Source organism: Nonomuraea salmonea (assembly GCF_042428605.1).
GTDB classification, from domain to species: Bacteria; Actinomycetota; Actinomycetes; order Streptosporangiales; family Streptosporangiaceae; genus Nonomuraea; species Nonomuraea salmonea.
Window position 1 is genome coordinate 640,998 of sequence record NZ_JBHMCF010000029.1, and the last position, 19,037, is coordinate 660,034.

The following is a 19,037-nucleotide window of genomic DNA, read 5'->3' on the forward strand; positions in this document are numbered from 1 at the left end:
TTCCCGACATGACGGGTTTCGCTTGATATTTCGGTCAGAGCACAGTAAAGATCATCCTTGCTCATGCACACCTCGCAGAAGGGCTCCACGTGCTCACCCGAACGATCATCGCGGCCGCGCTGGCCGCCGCAGGGCTCGCCGCCGTACCCTCCACCGCGTATGCGGCAACCGCCGCGTACACCCCCGAGCGCGTCTGCGGTAAGGGCTTCCACCGCGTCAAGGACGGCCACCGGGCGATGAAGACCAAGCGCGGCGCCGTCTTCGGCCACGTCTACCTGATGTACAGCAAGCGCAGCGGCAAGAACTGCGTGGCCGCCATCAAGACCGCCTTCACCGGCACCCGTACGACCACCGGCGCCTACCTCGAGGTGAAGGGCGGCGGCCGCAGCGAGGACGAGCAGCGCTACCGCTACTACGCCGAGACCGGCCACATCCAGGGGGCCTGGAAGTGCGTGCGGTACGCGGGCTGGACGCGCGACCCGGACAACCGCGTCACGGCGTTCGGCGGCCGCAAGTCGTGGGGCAACTGCAAGGGCTGATGAGGCGGCCGATGAGGTGACCGGTGCGGGGTAGGGTCCGAAAGAGGAGGTCAGGGCGACACATCCGGCCCCGGCCCCGAGACGAATCATCACTCGCCGAGACCATCGCCCTGCCGTCTTCGTAGAAATGCGTTGAGCGGGCGGGCGGCCCCGATTAGGTTGGCGCGCATGGCGGAGGTCAACCGGCCGTCATGACGTCGCCGGCGACACGCGGCGCAGCGTCGTGAAAGGAGAAAGACGCGCTTCCGAAGGGGGAAACACCATGAAACGCGTCAGAGTCACGAAGTCGGCCAAACGGCGCCCCCGGCCGGCGCTGGAGCTCGACCTGCGGTCACCGGCAGGTCGCCGGCTTCCCTACTGACTTGCTCCTTACACCGAACTTACGGGGGTATCTGTAGATAACATAGGTAACAGGAATATCACGGGGGGCTCACGATGAAGAGGCTTGCGGTGGTGCCGCCAGCTGTTGCCAGGCACAAGATCCGCGACATCCGGGCGGCCGACCGCCGCCGCAAGCCGCTCGCCGACGCCAAGGTCGTCGACCTGCGCGCCTACACCGGCAGAAACGTCATCCGGTTTCCCGGCGGGCCCACTCCCGCCGCCTGAACCTGCAGGTCCGGGCCGCTCCTTCAGCCCGGACCTGATCACGCTCAGCCGTACAGCCGCTGCTTGTACGACTCCCCGTAATAGCGCTCGAGCTCTTCGAGCGACTCGGTCACGGTCTGCACCTCTTTGATGATCTTCGCGTTGGACGGCAGGACGTCGGGGTTCCAGGTCTCCGGCTTCCACAGCTCCGAGCGCAGGAACGCCTTGGCGCAGTGGTGGAAGATCTGCTCGATCTCGACCACGAGCGCGAGGCGCGGGCGGTGGCCCTTGACGATCATCTCGTCGAAGAACGGGGCCTCGCGGACGAGCCGGGCGCGTCCGTTGATGCGCAGGGTCTCGTTCCGCCCGGGGATCAGAAAGATCAACCCCACATGCGGGTTTTTCAGGACATTTCGGAATCCGTCCGCTCTGCGATTGCCGGGACGCTCCGGGATCGCGATCGTCGTGTCGTCGATGACGTGCACGAACCCGGCCGGGTCGCCCTTGGGTGAGACGTCGCAGGCGCCCGTGTCGTCGGACGTCGCGATCAGGCAGAAGGGCGAGGCCGCCAGCCATTCGCGGTCGCGGGGGTGCAGGCGGGGCCGGTCCTTGGTGGCGGCCCGCGGCATGACCTCCCCCAGCAGCTCGCGCAGCTCAGCCTCCGACTCGATCTCCGTCCACGCCATGTGATCTCCCTTCGGGGGTTTCCACCATCTTGTCAGAGATGGGGGCGAGCATCCGGTGTGGTGTCCGGAGGGCGAGACTGACCGGATCATCCCGTACGACTCCGTCGCGCAGGGCGGGGCCCGGGCGGAGCTCCACCTCCTCAGGCGCGACGTTCCTGCCGCAGGACGCGCAGAAGGAGACCTGGTCGAGGCGGGTGCCGCAGGTCACGTGGTGGAACAGCCGGCGCGGGCCGCGCTCGGCCAGGTGCCGCTCGCCCCAGGCGGCCAGAGCCAGCACGGGCACCCACAGCTCGCGGCCCCTGGGGGTCAGGACGTACTCGTCGCGCGGCGGCGAGTCCTGGTAGCGGCGGCGTTCGAGGATGCCCGCGGCGACCAGCGCGGCCAGCCGCTGCGACAGCACCGCCCTGGGGATGTCGAGGTGGGCCTGGAAGTCGCCGAAGCGCCGCACGCCGTAGAGGGCGTCGCGGACGATGAGCAGCGTCCACCGCTCGCCGATCACCTCGAGGGCACTGGCCAGCGAGCAGTTCTGGCCTTCGTAGGTCTTCCCGAGCGCCATGGCCCCATGTTAGTTCATTCACCGAACCGTGCTAGCGTGCCCGACATGAGTTCAGTGACCGAACCGACGGTCCTCCTGCGGCGATGGACGCTGCCCGTGGCGTCGTCGGCGCCGTTCCTCGTCATGACGAACTTCTCGCTGCCGATGGCGACGCTGCCGCAGACCGCGCGGTCGCTGGGCGCCGGGCCGACAGGGCCGGTGTGGATCCTCGGCTCGATCGCGCTCGGGCTGTCGTCGCTGCTGCTGGTCGCGGGCGGGCTCGCCGACGACCACGGGCGCAGGCGGGTGCTCGTGACGGGCGGCTGGGTGCTCGCCGCCGCGAGCGTGCTGGCCGCCGTGAGCCCCAACGTGGCGGTGTTCGTGCTGGCCAGGCTCGTGCAGGGCGGGGCGAGCGCGGCGGTGCTGGCCGCCAGCCTGGGCATCGTGGGACACGCGTACCCGGCGGGGTCGGAGCGGGTGCGCGCGACCGGCCGCTACGGCGCCATGATCGGCCTCGGGACGACGGCCGGCCCGCTGCTGTCCGGTCTGATCGCGACGGCGACGAGCTGGCGGGCGGCCTACTGGCTGATGGCGGCCGGCGCGCTGGCCCTGACCGTGGTGTCGGCGCGGACGCTGGACGAGTCGCGGGCGGCGGCGCCACGCCGGTTCGACGTGCCCGGGGTGGTGCTGCTCACCCTCGGCGTGGCGGCGCTGGTCGCGGGCGTCATCGAGGGCCGGGCGGGCTGGTCGCGGCCGGTGGTGGAGTGGGCGTTCGCCGCGGCCGTGGTGCTGATCGCGGCCTTCGTCGCGGTCGAACGGCGCCGGCCTGAGCCACTGCTGGACCTGGAGCTGTTCAGGCGCCCGCTGTTCCTGGTCGCGACCGGCGGGGCGACCGTCGTGGGGGCGGCGGTGGTCGGGCTGCTCAGCTACCTGCCGACCGTGCTGCAGGAGGCGCACGGGCTGACCGCGCTGGACACGGCGCTGCTGTTCGCGGTCTGGTCGGGGCTGTCGTTCGTGACGTCGCTGCTGTCGCGGCACGTACGCCTGAGCGCCGCCGCCCGCCTGGCACTCGGCCTCGGGCTCAGCGCGGCCGGCTACACCGGGCTGCTGAGCCTGGCCGCCACGCTGTCGTTGCCGCTGGTCATCGCCGGACTGGCGGTGAGCGGCACCGGCTCGGGCCTGATCAACTCCTCCATCACCCACCTGGCGATCGAGAGCGTGCCCGCCCACCGCGTCAGCATGGGCTCGGGCGCCAACAACACCGCCAGGTACATCGGCTCGTCCCTGGGCGCGGCCGGGATCGCGGCCACGATCGGCGCCGCCGGCCTGTCGCAGGGGACCCTGATCTCCGTGGCCGCCGCCATCGTGCTGACCGGGCTCACCGCCGCGGCCGCGCTGCTCGTCAGGGCCTGACCCTCACCAGCGGCGCGAGCGCGCCATCGCCGCCAGGTACGCGTCACGCTCGGCCGCGAACCGCGCCGGGTCCATGGGCTTGCGCTCCGCCCGCACGTGCAGCATGGTCAGTTCGGTCGCCGCGTGCTGGTAGTCGCTCATGGCCCGGCCGAGCCCCACTCCCCTAGCCCACCTGCGGGCCGTCTTGCGCGTGGGCAGCGTGGTGAGCATGCGCAGGTCGGCGTCGCTGATCAGCCCCGTCTGCCGGTACGCGGGCAGGTAGTGGGCCATCCTGGCGATGAGGTGGCGGCGCTCGTTCACGGTCACCACGATGAGCGCGATGAGCGCCACCATGATCACCAGGTAGGCGCCGCCGAGCACGTTCAGCGAGCCCGTCGTGGCGGCGCCGTTCCACAGGCCGTGCAGGACGACCGCGCCCAGGTAGCCGAGCGGGATGGCGGCGTACCTGCCCGGAGTGCCGCGGGTGAGCGCGTACGCGATGCCGAGCCCGATCATCGAGGTGTAGATCGGGTGGCCGAGCGGGTCGATCAGGCCGCGCATCACGAAGAGCTGGACCGCGGCGCCGGGGCCGTCCTCGCCGAAGGCCAGCAGGTAGTAGCCGACGTTCTCGACGGTGGCGAAGCCGAGGCCGGTCATGGAGGCGTACACGATGCCGTCGGTCAGCCCGTCGATCTCGGCGCGCCTGCGCAGGAGCAGCAGCAGGGCCGAGCCCTTGAGCGCCTCCTCGATCACCGGCGCCAGCACGACGGAGCCGACGTCCTTGACGGTCGAGGCGGCATAGCCGGCCCTGCTGAACAGCTCCTGACCGGCGAGGGTCAGCGCGATGCCCGCCACGATCGCCACCCCCGCGCCCCAGGCGAAGGCGAAGGCGAGGTTGAGCTTCGGCTCGGGCTCGAGCCTGTCCAGCGAGAGCACGGCGGCCAGCAGCACGGGAAGGGGGGCGAGGCCCAGCAGCGCGGACAGGCCGAACCCGACGGGGCCGCCCGCGTACAGCATCAGGGCGAGGACGATCAGCGCGATAAGGCCGGAGGCGACGAGCCCGATCAGCAGGGCCTTGCTGGGCCGTTGGGCGAGCGGCGGTGCAGTCATGGTGGTGCCCTCTCTTCCCGTCTGCACGACCGGCTATGCGCCCCGGCCGTCACGCACGCTTAACGGTCGCTCGTTTCCCGGTAATAAGGATCCGCCACCACGGCCTCACCGTCTGTGTACGAATACACGTCGCGGCCCGAGATGAAAACCCTCAGCGCGCGGCTCATCACGTCGAGCGGGTCGCCGGACCAGATCACGACGTCGCCGTCGAGCCCCGGCCGCAGGGCGCCCACCCGGTCGTCGAGGCCCATGATGCGGGCCGGGTTGACGGTGATCGAGCGCAGCGCGGCGGTCCTGTCGAGGCCCTCCTTGACCGCCAGCGTGGCCTGGTGGACGAGGAAGTGGATCGGCACGACGGGGTGGTCGGTGGTGATCGCCACCTCGACGCCGGCCCGGTCGAGGATGCCGGGGTTGCGCAGCGAGCGCTCCCGCAGCTCCACCTTCGACCTGGAGGTGAACAGCGGACCGATGATGACCGGCACGTTGCGCTCGGCCAGGGTGTCGGCCAGCAGGTGGCCCTCGGTGCCGTGGTTGATCACCAGGCGGTAGCCGAACTCGTCGGCCAGCCGGAGCGCGGTGGCGATGTCGTCGGCGCGGTGGGTGTGCTGGCACCAGGGCAGCTCGCCGTCGAGCACGCGTACGAGGGTCTCCATCGTGCCGTCGCGGTCGAACGGCTTGCCCTCGTCCGCCGCCGCGGCCTTCTTCGCCTTGTAGTCCTGGGCCTTCATGAACGCGTCGCGGATCACCGCGGCCACGCCCTGGCGGGTGGAGGGCAGCTTCTTCTGGTCGCCGTAGACGCGCTTGGGGTTCTCGCCGAGCGCGCTCTTGACGCTCACCGGCTCCTTGAGCAGCATCTCGTCCACCGACCTGCCCCAGCACTTGATCGCGACCGTCTGGCCGCCGATCGGGTTGCCGGAGCCCGGCTTGATCACGGCGGTGGTCACGCCGCCGGACAGCGCGTCGCCGAAGGCCAGGTCGGCCGGGTTGATGGCGTCGAGTGCGCGCAGGCGGGCGCCGTTGGGGTCGGTCATCTCGTTGGTGTCCTGGCCGGCCCAGCCCTCGGCCTCCTCGTACACGCCGAGGTGGCCGTGGGCCTCCACGAAGCCGGGCAGCACCCAGCTACCGGCGGCGTCCACGACCTCGGTGCCTTCCGGGATGCTGACGTCGCGGCCGACCGCGGTGATCTTGCCGTCCTGGATGAGGACGGTTCCTCCGTCGATGGGGTCGCCGTCGACGGGCACAACGTATCCACTGGTGATGGCGAGATTCATGCGTTGTAACTTACAGCTCGCCGGGTAGGTGGCCTCAATGCTGGCTGACCTTTACCGACGATGGCTGCTGGAGCTGTGGAAGGGCGACTTCGGGCTGGCCGGCGAGCTGGTCACCGCCGACTTCGCCGGGCACTGGCCGGGGATGGACGTCTCGGGGCCCGCCGGTCTGACCGAGGCGCTGCGGCAGGCGCACGAGCCGTTCACGGACGTGGACGTCACCCTCGACGTGGGGCCGATCGTGGACGGTGATCTGGTGTCGGCGCGGTGGACGTTCGCCGGGACCTATCGGGGCGGGCTGCCCGGGGCGACGGCTCCTTCGGGCGCCAGGATCGCCTTCAGCGGGCACGACATTCTGCGGGCGCGTTCCGGGCGGTTCGCCGAGTACTGGGTGATCTCCGACGTCCAGACGTTCGGCCGACAGCTCGGTATAGGGTGATATTTCCCATTATCTAGCCATCAGGTTGATGCATGTCGGAAACCTACGGTCCCGGTGCCGGGCCCGCGCCTCGCTCCCTGCAGGACGAGCAGCTCTCCGGCCTGCTGGCCTCACAGCGCTTCGGCGCGCTGGCCACCACCAAGAGCAGCGGTCACCCCCACTTGTCCACCGTCCTCTACCACTGGGACCCTGAGCAGCGCGTCGCGCGCATCTCCACCGTCGCCGGCCGGCTCAAGGTGCGCCAGCTCAGCAACGACCCGCGCTGCGCCCTCTACGTCGCCAGCGACGACTTCATGGCCTTCGTGGTCGCCGAGGGGCAGGCGGAGCTGTCGCCGGTGAGCAGCGAGCCCGGCGACGAGGTGGGCAGGGAGCTGCTGGCCATGGCGCCGCAGGAGCCCGGGGACGAGGAGGCGTTCCTGAAGCAGATGGTGACCGACCAGCGCCTGGTGATCAGGCTACGGGTGAACCGCCTCTACGGAACGACGCTCCCCACCGACTGACCCGGCCTGCGGCCCTCCCGCGAGCCGGCCGCGCCTTTGCCGACATATCACCTGACGTGCGCATCTGTGGCTCGCCGATCTTCCCATGAAGTGAGCCGGTGTCGCGCGTTCTGCTCATCTGCGCGGCACCGCCGGGTTACCCTGCCCTCAACTCGCCGTCACAAGGCCTTGTCACCGTCGAGTCGTCATCTCTTCCCACCAGAGGAGACTCATGTTCCAGCGGCTCGCCGTCCTGACCATCACCTCCCTGTCCCTCACCCTCCTCGCGCCCGCCGCTCCCGCGAGCGCCGCCTTCGCCGCGACGGTCACCGCCGTCGCCCACCGGGGCGCGTCGGCGTACGCGCCGGAGAACACCGTCTCCGCCCTCCACCTCGCCGCCGACCAGGGCGCCGACATGTTCGAGGTGGACGTCCAGGAGACCAAGGACCACCACCTGGTCCTGATGCACGACACCACCCTGACCCGCACCACCGACGCAGAACGCCGCTTCCCCGGCCTGTCCCCCTGGAACGTCGGCGACCTCACCCTCGCCCAGATCCGCGAGCTCGACGCCGGCTCCTGGCTGTCCGGCGAGTACACCGGCGAGCCCGTGCCCACGCTGGCCGAGGCGCTGGAGGAGATGCGCGGCGCGGGCGTCGGGCTGCTGCTCGAGGTCAAGTCGCCGCACCTCTATCCCGGCATCGAGGCCCGCATCGCCGCCGAGCTGCGCCGCCACTCCTGGTGGCTGGCTCCCGGGCGGCTGGTCGTGCAGTCGTTCGACTGGGACTCGATGCGCCGGTTCGAGCGGCTGCTGCCGCAGGTGCCGATCGGGCTGCTGGGCACGCCTTCGACGAGTGAGCTGCGGGGGCTGGCCTCGTTCGCCGACCAGATCAACCCGCCGTACGGGGAGCTCACGGCCGCGTACGTGCGCCGCGTCCACCAGCTCGGCATGGACGTCCTCACCTGGACGGTGGACGATCCTGACACGATGCGGCGCATGCTGACCTACCAGGTGGACGGCATCATCAGCAACAAACCCGACGTCCTGCGCGACGTACTCGACTCTTGAGACAAGCCGAGAGGGGCCCGGATCGAGATCCGGGCCCCTCTCTCATTCGCTCACCACCGGCCGGTCTCTGAACCGCATCCGCCGGCCGGCGTCCTGCCGGGTCAGCTGCAGCCGCTGGTCGAGCCGCAGCCCTCGCAGACGTAGCAGCTGCCCGCGGGGCGCATCTTCGTGCCGCAGGTCATGCAGAGCGGCGCGTCGGCCGTGAAGCGCTGGTGGCTCTCCAGCGTCAGCTCCTGCTTGACGACCGGCAGCTCCTCCTCCGCCTTCGGCTGGGCGGCGGCCGACTCGATCGGGGCCGACTGGGCCAGCGCCTCGCGGTCGACCGTCTCCTGCAGCGCCGCCGGGTCCTCGCCGCGCTGCTGCGCCGCCCGCTCGGCCGCCGAGAAGATGCCGAGCGCCGCCCGCTCCTCGTAGGGCAGGTGGTCGAGGGCCAGCCGGCGGAAGATGTAGTCCATCACCGAGGTGGCCATGCGGATGTCGGGGTCGTCGGTCATCCCGGCCGGCTCGAACCGCATGTTGACGAACTTGCTCATGTACGTCTCCAGCGGCACGCCGTACTGGAGCCCGATGGAGATCGCCACCGAGAAGGCGTCCATGACGCCCGCCAGCGTCGAGCCCTGCTTGGACATCTTGAGGAAGACCTCGCCGAGCCCGTCGTCCGGGTAGGACGAGGCGGTCATGTAGCCCTTCGCGCCGCCCACCGTGAACCGGGTGGTCATGCTGGGCCGCTGGTTGGGCATGCGGCGCCGGGTCGGCCGGTTGACCTCGACGACCTTGACCTCGGGCTCCGCCGCCTGCTCGGCCTTCTGCTCCTGCTTCTTCGCTCCGTCGCCGGCCGACAGCGGCTGGCCGACCTTGCAGTTGTCGCGGTAGACGGCCAGGGCCTTGAGCCCGAGCCGCCAGCCCTCGAGGTAGACCTGCTCGATGTCGTCGATCGTGGCCGACTCGGGCAGGTTGACCGTCTTGGAGATGGCGCCGGACAGGAACGACTGCGTGGCCGCCATCATGCGGACGTGGCCCATGGGCGCGATCGCCCGCTCGCCCATCGCGCAGTCGAACACCTCGTAGTGCTCCTGGCGCAGGCCGGGGGCGTCGACGACGTGGCCGTGCTCGGCGATGTACTCGACGATGGCCTCGATCTGCTCCTGCTGGTAGCCGAGCTGCTTGAGCGCCCGCGGGATCGTCTGGTTGACGATCTGCATGGAGCCGCCGCCGACGAGCTTCTTGAACTTGACCAGCGCCAGGTCGGGCTCGATGCCGGTGGTGTCGCAGTCCATCATGAGGCCGATCGTGCCGGTGGGCGCGAGGAGGCTGGCCTGGGCGTTGCGGTAGCCGTTCCTCTCACCCAGCTTGAGGCACTCCGACCACTGGCGGGACGCCTCGGCGTGGATCTTCGCGTCCATCGTGCCGACCGTGCGCAGGTCGTCGTTGGCCGCCGCGTGCTTGCGCATGACCCGCTTGTGCGGCTCCGCGTTACGGGCATATCCGTCGTACGGGCCCACGACGCCCGCCAGCTCCGCGCTGCGCCGGTAGGACACACCGGTCATCAGAGACGTGATCGCCCCCGCCACGGCCCGGCCGCCGTCGGAGTCGTACGCGTGGCCGGTCGCCATCAGCAGCGCGCCGAGGTTGGCGTAGCCGATGCCGAGCTGCCGGTAGGCCCGCGTCGTCTCGCCGATCTTCTCCGTCGGGAAGTCGGCGAAGACGATCGAGATGTCCATCGCGGTGATGATCAGCTCGGTCAGCTTGACGAAGTCGGCGACGTTGAAGGAGTTGTCGTCCTTCAGGAACTTCAGCAGGTTGATGCTGGCCAGGTTGCAGGAGGAGTTGTCGAGGTGGACGTACTCGCTGCAGGGGTTGCTGGCGGTGATGCGGCCCGTCTCGGGGGTGGTGTGCCAGTCGTTGATCGTGTCGTCGTACTGCAGGCCGGGGTCGGCGCACTCCCAGGCGGCCTTGGCCATCTTGCGGAAGAGGTTCTTGGCGTCGACCTTCTCGATGACCTCGCCGGTCAGGCGGGCCCGCAGCCCGAAGTCGCCGCCCTTCTCCACCGCGCGCATGAACTCGTCGGAGACGCGGACGGAGTTGTTGGCGTTCTGGTATTGGACGGAGACGATGTCCTTGCCGCCCAGGTCCATGTCGAACCCGGCGTCACGCAGCGCGCGGATCTTGTCCTCCTCGCGCGCCTTCGTCTCGATGAACTCCTCGATGTCGGGGTGGTCGACGTCGAGCACGACCATCTTGGCGGCCCGGCGGGTGGCACCGCCGGACTTGATCGTCCCCGCCGAGGCGTCGGCGCCGCGCATGAACGAGACCGGCCCGCTGGCCGTGCCGCCGCTCGACAGCAGCTCCTTGGAGGAACGGATGCGGGACAGGTTGACCCCCGACCCCGAACCGCCCTTGAAGATCACGCCCTCTTCCTTGTACCACTCCAGGATCGACTCCATCGTGTCGTCCACGGAGAGGATGAAACAGGCGCTCACCTGCTGCGGCGACTGCGTGCCCACGTTGAACCACACCGGCGAGTTGAACGCGAACACCTGGTGCGCCAGCGCGTGCTTCAACTCGTGGTCGAAGATCTCGGCGTCCTCGTCGCTGGCGAAATAGCCGTGCTCGATGCCCGTCTTCGTGTAGACGCCGACGACCCGGTCGATGAGCTGCTTCAGGCTCCACTCACGCTGCGGCGTGCCCACGGCGCCGCGGAAGTATTTGGTCGTCACGATGTTCGCCGCGTTGACCGACCAGAAGTCGGGGAACTCGACACCCCGCTGCTCAAAGTTGATCGACCCGTCGCGCCAGTTCGTCATGACGACGTCGCGGCGCTCCCACTGAATCTCGTCATACGGGTGCACACCGGGCGTGGTGAAGATCCGCTTCATCTTCAGGCCCTTACGCGGACGCTTGCCCCCGCGCGCCACTGAACCGCTGGCCGTCTCCGTCATGACTCCCCCTTCTCCGCCTTCAACTGTTTGATCTCGGCCTCGAAGTCCGCCAGGCTCTCGAAACCGCGATATACCGATGCGAACCGCAGGTACGCCACCTCGTCCAGCTCCCGCAGCGGCCCCAGGATGGCCAGGCCCACTTCGTTGGACGGGATCTCGGCCGCGCCCTTCGCCCTGATGGCCTCTTCCACCCGCTGCCCCAGCTGCGCCAGCGAATCCTCGCTGACCGGCCTGCCCTGACAGGCCCGCCGCACGCCGGCGACGACCTTGTCACGCGAGAACGGCTCGGTCACTCCGCTGCGCTTGCTCACCATGAGCAGTACGGTCTCCTGCGTGGTGAACCTGCGCCCGCACTCGGGACAGGTCCTGCGACGCCGGATGGCCGCACCGTCGTCCGTCGAGCGACTGTCGATGACCCTGGTGTCAGGGTGGCGACAGAACGGACAGTGCACGCTTTTCGCCTCCAAGACCTGCGGCCACCACACACCGCAGAAACCGCCCTGACGGGACGCTGACGCACACTCCACGGGAACCCATGGAGCGGTCACGGAAACACAAGGTGTGGTGAACTACATCGGTGTAACTACTAGATGTTGTGGTCCAACCGTAGAAGCGCGCGACCATGAACGCAAGTTGAGCCACCCCTTCCCGCCGAAGTCGCTGATCAGCCCCCTCGCCTCATCCGCCCCGGGCGTGTCGGCCCACCGGCGGTGATCTTTACGCAGGTAGAGACGTCACATCGGTTACTCAAGCGGTCGCACGTGAACAACTCTCACACCCCTACCACCGGACAAACCCAGCACTCGCGCCCACCGCCCTGACCCCCTGTAACGCCCCTCGGCGAAGGCGCCTCCCGCCACCGACCTCCAACGCGAGAACCACCCCCACATAACCGCCCACCCGGAACGGCACCTCGTACAACCCCGCCCACCTGCACTTCCATCCCTCCAGAAAGAACCCACGCACCCCATGCCCACCTGCCCGCCACCGGAGCCGCCTGGCCGCGTCACCAGGAAGCCAGGCAGCCCTACCCGCCCATCACCCAGGCAAGCCCTCTTGCCCCCGGGTCACCAGGGGGCGACGTCGCCGTGTCGGTCCAGGAACCGCGGACCGGGCGCGCCGGCCTCCGCTTCGAGAACCTTCACGACGGCCGGGACGCTCTCCTCAGGCTTGAGAGGCGCCCCGGGCCCGCCGAGCCGGGTCCGACGGTCCCCGGGGTGACAGCGGCACCATGACCGGGGGTGCCGGGTCGGTCGTCAGCGTAAGGCGGCGGTGTCACCCGGTACGTACAGGCGGCTGCCGGGCCGGATGAAGGAGTCGGGCAGGCCGTTGAGCCGCTTGATCTCCTCTACCAGGGCGGCCGGGTCCTCGCCCTCCGCAAGAGCATCAGCGATCTTCCACAAGGTGTCCCCCTGGTGCACCTCGACCCACGGCAGCCCGGCGTGACCGGCAACCACGACCCGCACCTCCGCATGACCGACCGCCCGAGTGCCGAGCCAGAAGCCGCCCAGCGACAGCAGCGCCATCGCGACGACCACCACGATCCGCCCCCGTCGCGTCAACCGCACAGGAGCAGCCTGCCGCCGCGCCCCGGCCCTCCCCAGCCCAGGCACACCGACCCGCTCCCGCCGCCCAACACTCCCCGCCGGACCGACCCTGCCCGCGCGACCCAGGGTTCCCGCCCGGCCCGCACTTCCCCCGCGACCTACACTTCCCCGCCCAACTCCGCTTCCGCGCCCGACCACACCTCGCCGCCCGCCCGGATTCGGCCGCCCCGCCAAACGTGGCCGCCCGGGCGCGCTGTCCAGTCCGGCCATGCCCGCCCGCGCTGCGGCGATCCCGCGCCCTAGCGCTTTCTTACGTTTGGCCCCCTTCTCCCGCCGGCTTCCTGTCTGCCGCCCGCTTCCTTTCTCCCGCCCGCCTCCTGTCTGCCGCCCACTTCCTTTCTCCCGCCCGCTTCCTGTCTGCCGCCCGCTTGCTATCTCCCGGCCGCTTGCTATCTCCCGGCCCGCGGTCTTCTTTCGTCCGGTGGTCTTCTCCCCCGTGGCCGCGTGCTCCCCTCGCCGTGCGGGACCTCCTGCGCGGCCCTGCGGGAACGGGCCGCCGCGTTCCGGGACGACCCCCGCAGGACGTCGCCCGCTTCCGGCGCTCCCGCCCGGCGCGGGCGCATTCGCCTCGCCCTGTATCAGCGTCAACGGGCCTCGGCTGAGCATGCCGGCGTCGCCGGTGTCGGCCTGCCTCCTCCAGAAACGCCGGAAAGGTGCGATGCCGTGGACGCCCTTCCCGCCCCGGACGCCCTTCGCACCGCCGAGGGCTTTGCCGCCGCGGGCACCCTTGTCGCCGGGGACACCCTTGTCGCCGCGGGCAGCCCTGTCACCACCGACACCCCCGTCGCCACGGACACCCATGTCGCTACGGAGACCCTGATCGCTGCGGACGCCCTTGCCGCTGCCGGTTCGGGAAGCGGCGACACGGCCGAGCGGGGTGTCGTCCCTGGCATCGCGTGAGCGTGAGGGGGCCACGTCAGGGCGTGCGGGCACCGGGCGAGGGCCCAACGGTGTCACGTCGGGGGGCGGGCCGCCGGCCTTCGTGCCACGTCGGCGTGCTTTGCGCGTAAGCGGGACATCGTCGCGCGGTGGGCCCGCGCCGCCCGGCTCCCAGCGAGCCCCGTCCCTGCCCGATGCCCCACCCCGCCCCTGTACGTCGCGTCCGCCCGACGCCGCCGCGCCTTTCCTCAGGGCCGCGTCGGGGCCCGGCGCCACGTCACCGCCCAACGCCGTGCCGTCGCCCAGCGCCACGTCACCGCCCGGCACCGTGCCGTCGCCCAGCGCCGCGCCTCTGCGACGCGCCCTGCCCCTCCCCGGCACCCCTTCACCACCCAACGCAGCACCGCCCGGCGCCCCTTCACTGCCCAGTCCCGCACCGCCCGGCGTCGCGTCACGGGCCGACGACCCGGTGGCGGCTGGGTTGCCGAGAGCGTCTGCGTCGGGTGGGTCGGCGGGGGCTGGGCGTGGGGGTGGGACGAGGTGCAAATGGGGTCTTCCGCCGTGGCGGGAGCGGGGCCCCAACCTCTTGCCGGAATTCATGCGAACGCCACCCCCCGCCCGCGTATTGTCTCCCCGTCGATCGTTACTCCGCGTGGCTTCGGCGATCAAGGTGAGCCGGTTGACGTCTTCGCTGGTCGTGTCCGTGTTTGTGGGCCTTCGCATGGATGACCTCCTGCCGCGTGGCCTGAGGAAAAGGCCAAATAAGATCAGCAAATCGAACACGGTGTCGATCGAACTCCCGTACGATGTTGTACACCACACTGGCGACAATTTCGAGGAAGACTCGAACAATTGTTTGAAGATGATCTTCAACAGCGATACGGTCGCTGTGTGCGACATCGGGACCACAGACCGGGAGGTCCGCCGGTGAGGCGGGCCGCCAGGCGAGGAGGAAGAGCATGACCGAGCGGGACGACGCGAACGGGGTCAGCGACCTCGCGGTGCGCCGACGAGACTCCCTGGGCCTGACGCCCAGGCAGCGCAAGATCCTCGAAGTGATCCGCGACTCGGTGCAGCAGCGCGGATATCCGCCCTCCATGCGTGAGATCGGCGAGGCGGTGCAGCTGACCAGCACGTCCAGCGTGTCGCACCAGCTCACCGCCCTGCAGCGGAAGGGCTACCTGCGGCGTGACCCGCATCGGCCGCGCGCGCTCGAGGTGCGCCTGCCGGGCGAGCCGGTGCTGTGGGTCGACCCCGACGCCGGCGCCGAGGAGCCCACGGTCAACCGGCCGACGGCCGCCTACGTCCCGCTCGTGGGCCGCATCGCCGCCGGTGGCCCGATCCTCGCCGAGGAGAGCGTCGAAGACGTCTTCGCGCTGCCGAAGCAGCTCGTCGGTGAGGGCACGCTGTTCCTCCTGCAGGTCACCGGTGACTCGATGATCGAGGCCGCGATCGCCGACGGCGACTGGGTGGTCGTCCGCCAGCAGCCTGTCGCCGAGAGCGGTGACATCGTGGCGGCGATGATCGACGGCGAGGCCACGGTCAAGACCTTCAAGCGCAAGGACGGCCACGTCTGGCTCGTCCCGCACAACCCCAACTACGAGCCCATCCCCGGCGATGAGGCCAGTGTGCTGGGCAAGGTCGTCGCGGTCCTGCGCCGCCTCTGACCCCTGATCTTCCTCCGACTCCTCGCGGGGTGGCGCTCGGGCACACGTCCGAGCGCCAGGCGGGGCGCACGACGCGCGCGTCCCGTCCCCGGTCCCGCGGGTTGATGTGCTCTCTGGGTTCCTGAATGTCTTGGTGAGGGTGGCGGGGCCGGCGGCTCCTCACGGTTCTCGGTGTCGCTCACGATGGGTGCTGTGGCGACGCCGGCCCCTGCCCCGGCCGGCGAATTTTTGATCACTCCAGGATGAAGCTGGCGCTGTTGCGGAACGCGGTCGTTCCGTCGTCCCGCTCCACCCACACCGTTCCCGCGCGGTGCCGCAGGTAGTAGCCGGGGAAGTTGATCGACTCGAAGGACACGGTGCCGCTGCCGGCGAGGCCGGTGCGCCGGGTGAAGGAGGCGTCGGCGTCGAAGAGGGCCGAGCCGTCCCGCTGGTGGACCCATCCCTCATGGTTGCGGTGACGCAGGTAGTAGCCAGGGAAGTTGGCTGATTCCAGGGAGACGGTGCCGGCGCCGGACAGCCCGGTCACGAGCCTGAACTGGGAGTCGGCCAGCGGGGTGACGTTGCTCTCCAGGCGGGCGCGGTAGTCCCAGTGCCGCACGGCCGAGCCGGCCACGTCGTACGACATGAGCCGCACGGGCGTGACCCCGTCGGCCACCGGGATGCCGAAGTCGGGGGTGCCGTCGGCGCGCCAGTACACCTTCTGTACGCGAGTCCGCCGGTTGGGGTCGTTCAGCGGGTCGCCGGAGATGTCCCGATAGTTGCGATCGTGGTAGACGATGAGGTCGCTCTGCCCGTCCTCGGAGACCGTGAACGAGTTGTGCCCGGGGCCGTACTGACTGGTGGCGGCGTTGCTCGCGAAGACGGGGTTCGGGCTCTTGGTCCACGAGGCGGCCTGCAGCGGGTCGGCGGAGGCCGAGGCGGTGAGCAGGCCGACGCAATAGTTGGCGTCGGTGGCACTGGCCGAGTACGTCAGGAAGAGCCGCCCATTACGCTGCAGCACGGCGGGCCCCTCGGCCACCTTGTAGCCGCGCGTCTCCCACGCCAGCGTGGGCACGGTCAGCCGGGTGACGGTCCCGGTGATCGTCCAGGGGTTGGCGCCCATCCGCGCGATGTAGAGGTTGGAGTTGGTCGCGATGCCCGGCTCCTGCTGCGCCCAGAGGAGATAACGCACGCCGCCCGCGACGAACGTGGTGGCGTCGAGCGAGAAGGTGTCCCACGGCGTGGTGATGCGGCCGCGCTCGGTCCAGGCGCCGGTCAGCGGGTTGGCGGCGGCGCTCTCCAGGACGTACATGCGGATGCGCCACACGTCGTCGGCCCGGCCGGCGGCGAAGTAGACGTACCACTTGCCGTTGATGAAGTGGATCTCGGGGGCCCAGATGTGGGCGCCCATCTCGCCGGTGGTGTGCCGGCGCCAGATGACGGTCTCGGGGGCGCCGGCGAGGCCCTGGATGGTGGTGGCGCGGCGCAGCACGATGCGGTCGTACTCGGGGACGGTGGCGGTGAGGTAGTAGTAGCCGTCGGTGTGCCGGAAGACGTGCGGGTCGGCGCGGCGGGCGGCGATCGGGTTGGTGTACTGGACGGCCGGGGAGGCATGGGCGGCGCCCGGTGGAAGGATCACGAGCAGCATTGTGGCCATGAGGACGAAGGCCACAGTCCGGCGGAGGGCAGTCATGGGCGTCCTTTCCGGAGGAGAGCCAGTGTTAGCGCTAACATCACGCCACCCGGCTCCGCGCCGACGGGATCGCATTCGTATCCCGGACCGGCCTCCCGGTCAATCCCCCCGCGCCTGAAACAGCCGGTGCCCGGCCACGATCACGTGACCGGCGAACTCCAGCACGTCCCTCCGCCGCTCGAACGGCGAGCCGTAGAGCGAGCGCCGGGGCGTGCCGAAGTGCTCGCCGAAGCACGACACCAGCCCGGCGAAGGACGGCTGCGCGGAGTCGTCCTGCCGCAGGCGCAAGGCCTCGTTCACCACCCGGTGCCAGCGCTCGGGGAACGTCTCCAGCGCGTGCAGCGCGGCGTCCGTCTTTGACGCGATCTCGCCGGTGGCCAGCGTGTAGTGCAGCCGGGAGACCCCGGTGACCACCCACACCGTGCCGTACGCGCCGAGCGAGGTCACGCCCCACGGGGACAGCAGGCGGGAGGCGCGGTGGACCAGCCGGCGCCAGTAACGGTCGAGGTTGCCGTCGGTCCACGCGGCGAGCGCGGCGGGATCGTTCCAGATCTTCAGCTCTTCGGGCTTCGGCCCCCGGCAGGTCAGGCCGTGGCGGGCGAGGGTGTGCCAGGTGACGGGATTCGGCTCGCCGCGTCGGTTGAGCCTGGCGCCCTTCGCTTGGGGGCGCTCACCCAGCTCGGCGGGGTCGTGGCCGAGGTCGTCCCAGGTGAGGTAGACGCCTTCGAAGGGGTGGGCGCCGAGCCTGGTGTGGATGCGTTCGAGCACGCCGGGCGCCGGCGGCCCGGTGGTGACGGCCACGAAGTCGATGTCGCTGGTGTCGGGCCGGTAGTCGCCGAGCGCCGCCGAGCCCTCGAGGTAGAGCCCCTCCACCAGCCCTGGGGCCTCCGCGTCCGCCACGGAGAGGTACGTCTCGACGATCGCGTCGATCTTCGGGTGGGGCGTCATGGCCGCCCAGCCTGCCATAACCCGCGCCACCGCCTCATCACATTCATAAATCCTAGAATGGCCACGTGGAGGACGCATATCCCCCAATAGACCTTAAATCAGTACACGATGGGCTCAAGTGGGCGGCGGTGGAACCAGGCGTCATCCCCGCCTGGGTCGCCGACATGGACCTGCCCACGGCCCCCGCCGTCACCGAAGCCCTGGCCAGGCGGACGGCAGGCGACCTCGGCTACCCCGCCTGGCTGCTCGACCCGAGCGCGGGCCCGCTGGCCGAGGCGTTCGCCGAGCGGATGTCGGCCCGCCACGGCTGGGACCCCGACCCCACCCACGTCCGCCCCTTCAACGACCTCAACCAGGCACTCCAGGTGCTGCTCCAGATCGGGACGCGGCCCGGCGACGGAGTGGCCCTGCACGTCCCCGCCTACCCCCCGTTCCTGACCACGCTGGAGGTCATGGACCGCCGGCTCCATCCGATCAGCCTCGAACCGGACGGCGACACCTGGCGCTTCGAGGTGCCCGACCTGTCGGGCTGCCGGGTCCTGCTGCTGGTCAACCCGCACAACCCGACCGGCCGCGTCTTCACCCGCGCCGAGCTGACCGCGCTCGCCGAGTGCGCCGAGCGCCACGACCTGCTGGTCATCGCCGACGAGATCCACGCCGACCTCGTGTACGCACCCCACCACCACATCCCCTTCGCCACGATCCTCCCGGACCGCACCGTCACCCTCACCTCGGCCACGAAGGCGTTCAACCTGGGCGGCATCCGCTGCTCGGTCGCCCACCTCGGCCACGCGGGCGTCCGCGCGGCCTTGGAGGCACAACCGCCCTTCGTGTACGGCTCCCCCAGCGTCTTCGGCGTCGAGGCCACGGTCGCGGCCTGGCGGCACGGGGACGCCTGGCTGGCCGAGACCCTGGCCCTGCTCGACCGCAACCGCCGCACGATCGCCGCCCGGCTGCCGGAGACGTTCGGCTACCGGCTGCCGGAGGCGACGTACCTGGCCTGGCTGGAGGCGGGGCGGCCGGGCATGGCGGAGGTGATCGAGCGCGAGGCCAGGGTCAGGCTGAACGACGGCGCCGGCTTCGGCCCCGGCGGCGAGCACTACGTACGGCTCAACTTCGCCACCACCGAGGCCATCCTGGCCGAGATCCTCACCCGGCTGACCGTCCTCTGAGACCGGCCGGGCCGCCACGAGCGGCCCAGCCGATCATCACCGCCGACCATC

19 protein-coding genes are annotated in these 19,037 nt (G+C 70.3%); 10 read left to right on the forward strand and 9 right to left on the reverse strand.

All coding sequences use genetic code 11. The features are described 5' to 3' along the window. Positions 1-89: 89 nt before the first annotated feature. Complete coding sequence (locus ACFFR3_RS27065; RefSeq protein WP_379484047.1) at positions 90-539, forward strand: hypothetical protein; 450 nt, start codon at positions 90-92, stop codon at positions 537-539. A 435-nt stretch (positions 540-974) separates the two neighbouring features. Beyond that, entirely contained in the window at positions 975-1,145 is a 171-nt protein-coding gene (locus tag ACFFR3_RS27070) for a hypothetical protein (protein WP_345387744.1), read from the forward strand. 44 nt (positions 1,146-1,189) lie between these two features. Here the strand turns inward: ACFFR3_RS27070 and ACFFR3_RS27075 are convergent, their stop codons facing one another. Together ACFFR3_RS27075 and ACFFR3_RS27080 are read right to left on the reverse strand one after the other, a co-directional pair. Continuing rightward, the gene (locus tag ACFFR3_RS27075; protein WP_379484048.1) at positions 1,190-1,810 is read right to left on the reverse strand and encodes a pyridoxamine 5'-phosphate oxidase family protein; all 621 of its coding nucleotides are present in this window, start codon (positions 1,808-1,810) and stop codon (positions 1,190-1,192) included. Further along, complete coding sequence (locus tag ACFFR3_RS27080; RefSeq protein WP_379484049.1) at positions 1,779-2,366, reverse strand: winged helix-turn-helix transcriptional regulator; 588 nt, start codon at positions 2,364-2,366, stop codon at positions 1,779-1,781. Before ACFFR3_RS27080 ends, ACFFR3_RS27075 begins: the two co-directional genes overlap by 32 nt. A 45-nt stretch (positions 2,367-2,411) precedes the next feature. Here ACFFR3_RS27080 and ACFFR3_RS27085 point away from each other — a divergent pair, with 45 nt between their 5' ends. Further along, a complete protein-coding gene (locus ACFFR3_RS27085) occupies positions 2,412-3,758 on the forward strand; it encodes an MFS transporter (RefSeq protein WP_379484050.1) in 1,347 nt (448 codons plus the stop codon). A 3-nt stretch (positions 3,759-3,761) separates the two neighbouring features. Here ACFFR3_RS27085 and ACFFR3_RS27090 read toward each other — a convergent pair whose 3' ends face one another. Continuing rightward, a complete protein-coding gene (locus ACFFR3_RS27090) occupies positions 3,762-4,847 on the reverse strand; it encodes a PrsW family intramembrane metalloprotease (protein WP_364363238.1) in 1,086 nt (361 codons plus the stop codon). Between the two features lie 59 nt (positions 4,848-4,906). Next, complete coding sequence (locus ACFFR3_RS27095; RefSeq protein WP_345387756.1) at positions 4,907-6,118, reverse strand: amidohydrolase; 1,212 nt, start codon at positions 6,116-6,118, stop codon at positions 4,907-4,909. Between the two features lie 37 nt (positions 6,119-6,155). Here ACFFR3_RS27095 and ACFFR3_RS27100 point away from each other — a divergent pair, with 37 nt between their 5' ends. The 3 genes from ACFFR3_RS27100 to ACFFR3_RS27110 all read left to right on the forward strand — a co-directional run bounded on the left by ACFFR3_RS27100 (position 6,156) and on the right by ACFFR3_RS27110 (position 8,102). After that, the gene (locus ACFFR3_RS27100) at positions 6,156-6,554 is read left to right on the forward strand and encodes an ester cyclase (protein WP_345387758.1); all 399 of its coding nucleotides are present in this window, start codon (positions 6,156-6,158) and stop codon (positions 6,552-6,554) included. A gap of 32 nt (positions 6,555-6,586) precedes the next feature. After that, complete coding sequence (locus ACFFR3_RS27105; RefSeq protein ID WP_364363233.1) at positions 6,587-7,054, forward strand: pyridoxamine 5'-phosphate oxidase family protein; 468 nt, start codon at positions 6,587-6,589, stop codon at positions 7,052-7,054. Positions 7,055-7,265: 211 nt separating this feature from the next. Beyond that, entirely contained in the window at positions 7,266-8,102 is an 837-nt protein-coding gene (locus ACFFR3_RS27110) for a glycerophosphodiester phosphodiesterase (protein ID WP_364363230.1), read from the forward strand. 101 nt (positions 8,103-8,203) lie between these two features. Here ACFFR3_RS27110 and ACFFR3_RS27115 read toward each other — a convergent pair whose 3' ends face one another. The 3 genes from ACFFR3_RS27115 to ACFFR3_RS27125 all read right to left on the reverse strand — a co-directional run bounded on the left by ACFFR3_RS27115 (position 8,204) and on the right by ACFFR3_RS27125 (position 12,609). Continuing rightward, positions 8,204-11,041 carry a vitamin B12-dependent ribonucleotide reductase gene (locus tag ACFFR3_RS27115; RefSeq protein ID WP_379484051.1) on the reverse strand — a complete coding sequence of 946 codons (2,838 nt, stop codon included), beginning with the start codon at positions 11,039-11,041 and terminating at the stop codon, positions 8,204-8,206. Further along, positions 11,038-11,493, reverse strand: coding sequence for a transcriptional regulator NrdR (nrdR, locus tag ACFFR3_RS27120; RefSeq protein WP_043614619.1), 456 nt, complete (start codon positions 11,491-11,493; stop codon positions 11,038-11,040). Before nrdR ends, ACFFR3_RS27115 begins: the two co-directional genes overlap by 4 nt. 804 nt (positions 11,494-12,297) lie before the next feature. Next, positions 12,298-12,609, reverse strand: coding sequence for a LysM peptidoglycan-binding domain-containing protein (locus ACFFR3_RS27125; RefSeq protein WP_364363224.1), 312 nt, complete (start codon positions 12,607-12,609; stop codon positions 12,298-12,300). 702 nt (positions 12,610-13,311) lie between these two features. On the opposite strand from ACFFR3_RS27125, the gene ACFFR3_RS27130 reads away from it, so the two are divergent. From ACFFR3_RS27130 to lexA, 3 genes are all read left to right on the forward strand, one after another. Further along, positions 13,312-13,548, forward strand: a complete 237-nt coding sequence (locus ACFFR3_RS27130; protein WP_379484052.1) for a hypothetical protein — start codon at positions 13,312-13,314, stop codon at positions 13,546-13,548. Positions 13,549-14,179: 631 nt separating this feature from the next. Then, complete coding sequence (locus ACFFR3_RS27135; protein WP_345387766.1) at positions 14,180-14,458, forward strand: hypothetical protein; 279 nt, start codon at positions 14,180-14,182, stop codon at positions 14,456-14,458. A 28-nt stretch (positions 14,459-14,486) separates the two neighbouring features. Further along, the gene (gene lexA, locus ACFFR3_RS27140) at positions 14,487-15,194 is read left to right on the forward strand and encodes a transcriptional repressor LexA (protein ID WP_345387768.1); all 708 of its coding nucleotides are present in this window, start codon (positions 14,487-14,489) and stop codon (positions 15,192-15,194) included. Between the two features lie 232 nt (positions 15,195-15,426). On the opposite strand, the gene ACFFR3_RS27145 is transcribed toward lexA, so the two are convergent. Beyond that, a complete protein-coding gene (locus ACFFR3_RS27145) occupies positions 15,427-16,812 on the reverse strand; it encodes a family 43 glycosylhydrolase (RefSeq protein WP_379484053.1) in 1,386 nt (461 codons plus the stop codon). A 153-nt stretch (positions 16,813-16,965) separates the two neighbouring features. Beyond that, positions 16,966-17,814, reverse strand: coding sequence for a nucleotidyltransferase domain-containing protein (locus ACFFR3_RS27150; RefSeq protein ID WP_379484054.1), 849 nt, complete (start codon positions 17,812-17,814; stop codon positions 16,966-16,968). Positions 17,815-17,942: 128 nt separating this feature from the next. On the opposite strand from ACFFR3_RS27150, the gene ACFFR3_RS27155 reads away from it, so the two are divergent. Further along, positions 17,943-18,986 (forward strand): MalY/PatB family protein, encoded by a 1,044-nt coding sequence (locus tag ACFFR3_RS27155; RefSeq protein WP_379484055.1) that lies wholly within the window; start codon positions 17,943-17,945, stop codon positions 18,984-18,986. Positions 18,987-19,037: the final 51 nt, after the last annotated feature.

Coding starts and splice junctions, on each gene's coding strand:
- ACFFR3_RS27105 (WP_364363233.1), top strand. CDS start 6,587: ATGTCGGAAACCTACGGTCCCGGTGCCGGGCCCGCGCCTCGCTCCCTG.
- ACFFR3_RS27070 (WP_345387744.1), top strand. CDS start 975: ATGAAGAGGCTTGCGGTGGTGCCGCCAGCTGTTGCCAGGCACAAGATC.
- ACFFR3_RS27080 (WP_379484049.1), bottom strand. CDS start 2,366: ATGGCGCTCGGGAAGACCTACGAAGGCCAGAACTGCTCGCTGGCCAGT.
- ACFFR3_RS27090 (WP_364363238.1), bottom strand. CDS start 4,847: ATGACTGCACCGCCGCTCGCCCAACGGCCCAGCAAGGCCCTGCTGATC.
- ACFFR3_RS27100 (WP_345387758.1), top strand. CDS start 6,156: ATGCTGGCTGACCTTTACCGACGATGGCTGCTGGAGCTGTGGAAGGGC.
- ACFFR3_RS27150 (WP_379484054.1), bottom strand. CDS start 17,814: ATGACGCCCCACCCGAAGATCGACGCGATCGTCGAGACGTACCTCTCC.
- ACFFR3_RS27115 (WP_379484051.1), bottom strand. CDS start 11,041: ATGACGGAGACGGCCAGCGGTTCAGTGGCGCGCGGGGGCAAGCGTCCG.
- ACFFR3_RS27095 (WP_345387756.1), bottom strand. CDS start 6,118: ATGAATCTCGCCATCACCAGTGGATACGTTGTGCCCGTCGACGGCGAC.
- ACFFR3_RS27075 (WP_379484048.1), bottom strand. CDS start 1,810: ATGGCGTGGACGGAGATCGAGTCGGAGGCTGAGCTGCGCGAGCTGCTG.
- ACFFR3_RS27110 (WP_364363230.1), top strand. CDS start 7,266: ATGTTCCAGCGGCTCGCCGTCCTGACCATCACCTCCCTGTCCCTCACC.
- ACFFR3_RS27085 (WP_379484050.1), top strand. CDS start 2,412: ATGAGTTCAGTGACCGAACCGACGGTCCTCCTGCGGCGATGGACGCTG.
- lexA (WP_345387768.1), top strand. CDS start 14,487: ATGACCGAGCGGGACGACGCGAACGGGGTCAGCGACCTCGCGGTGCGC.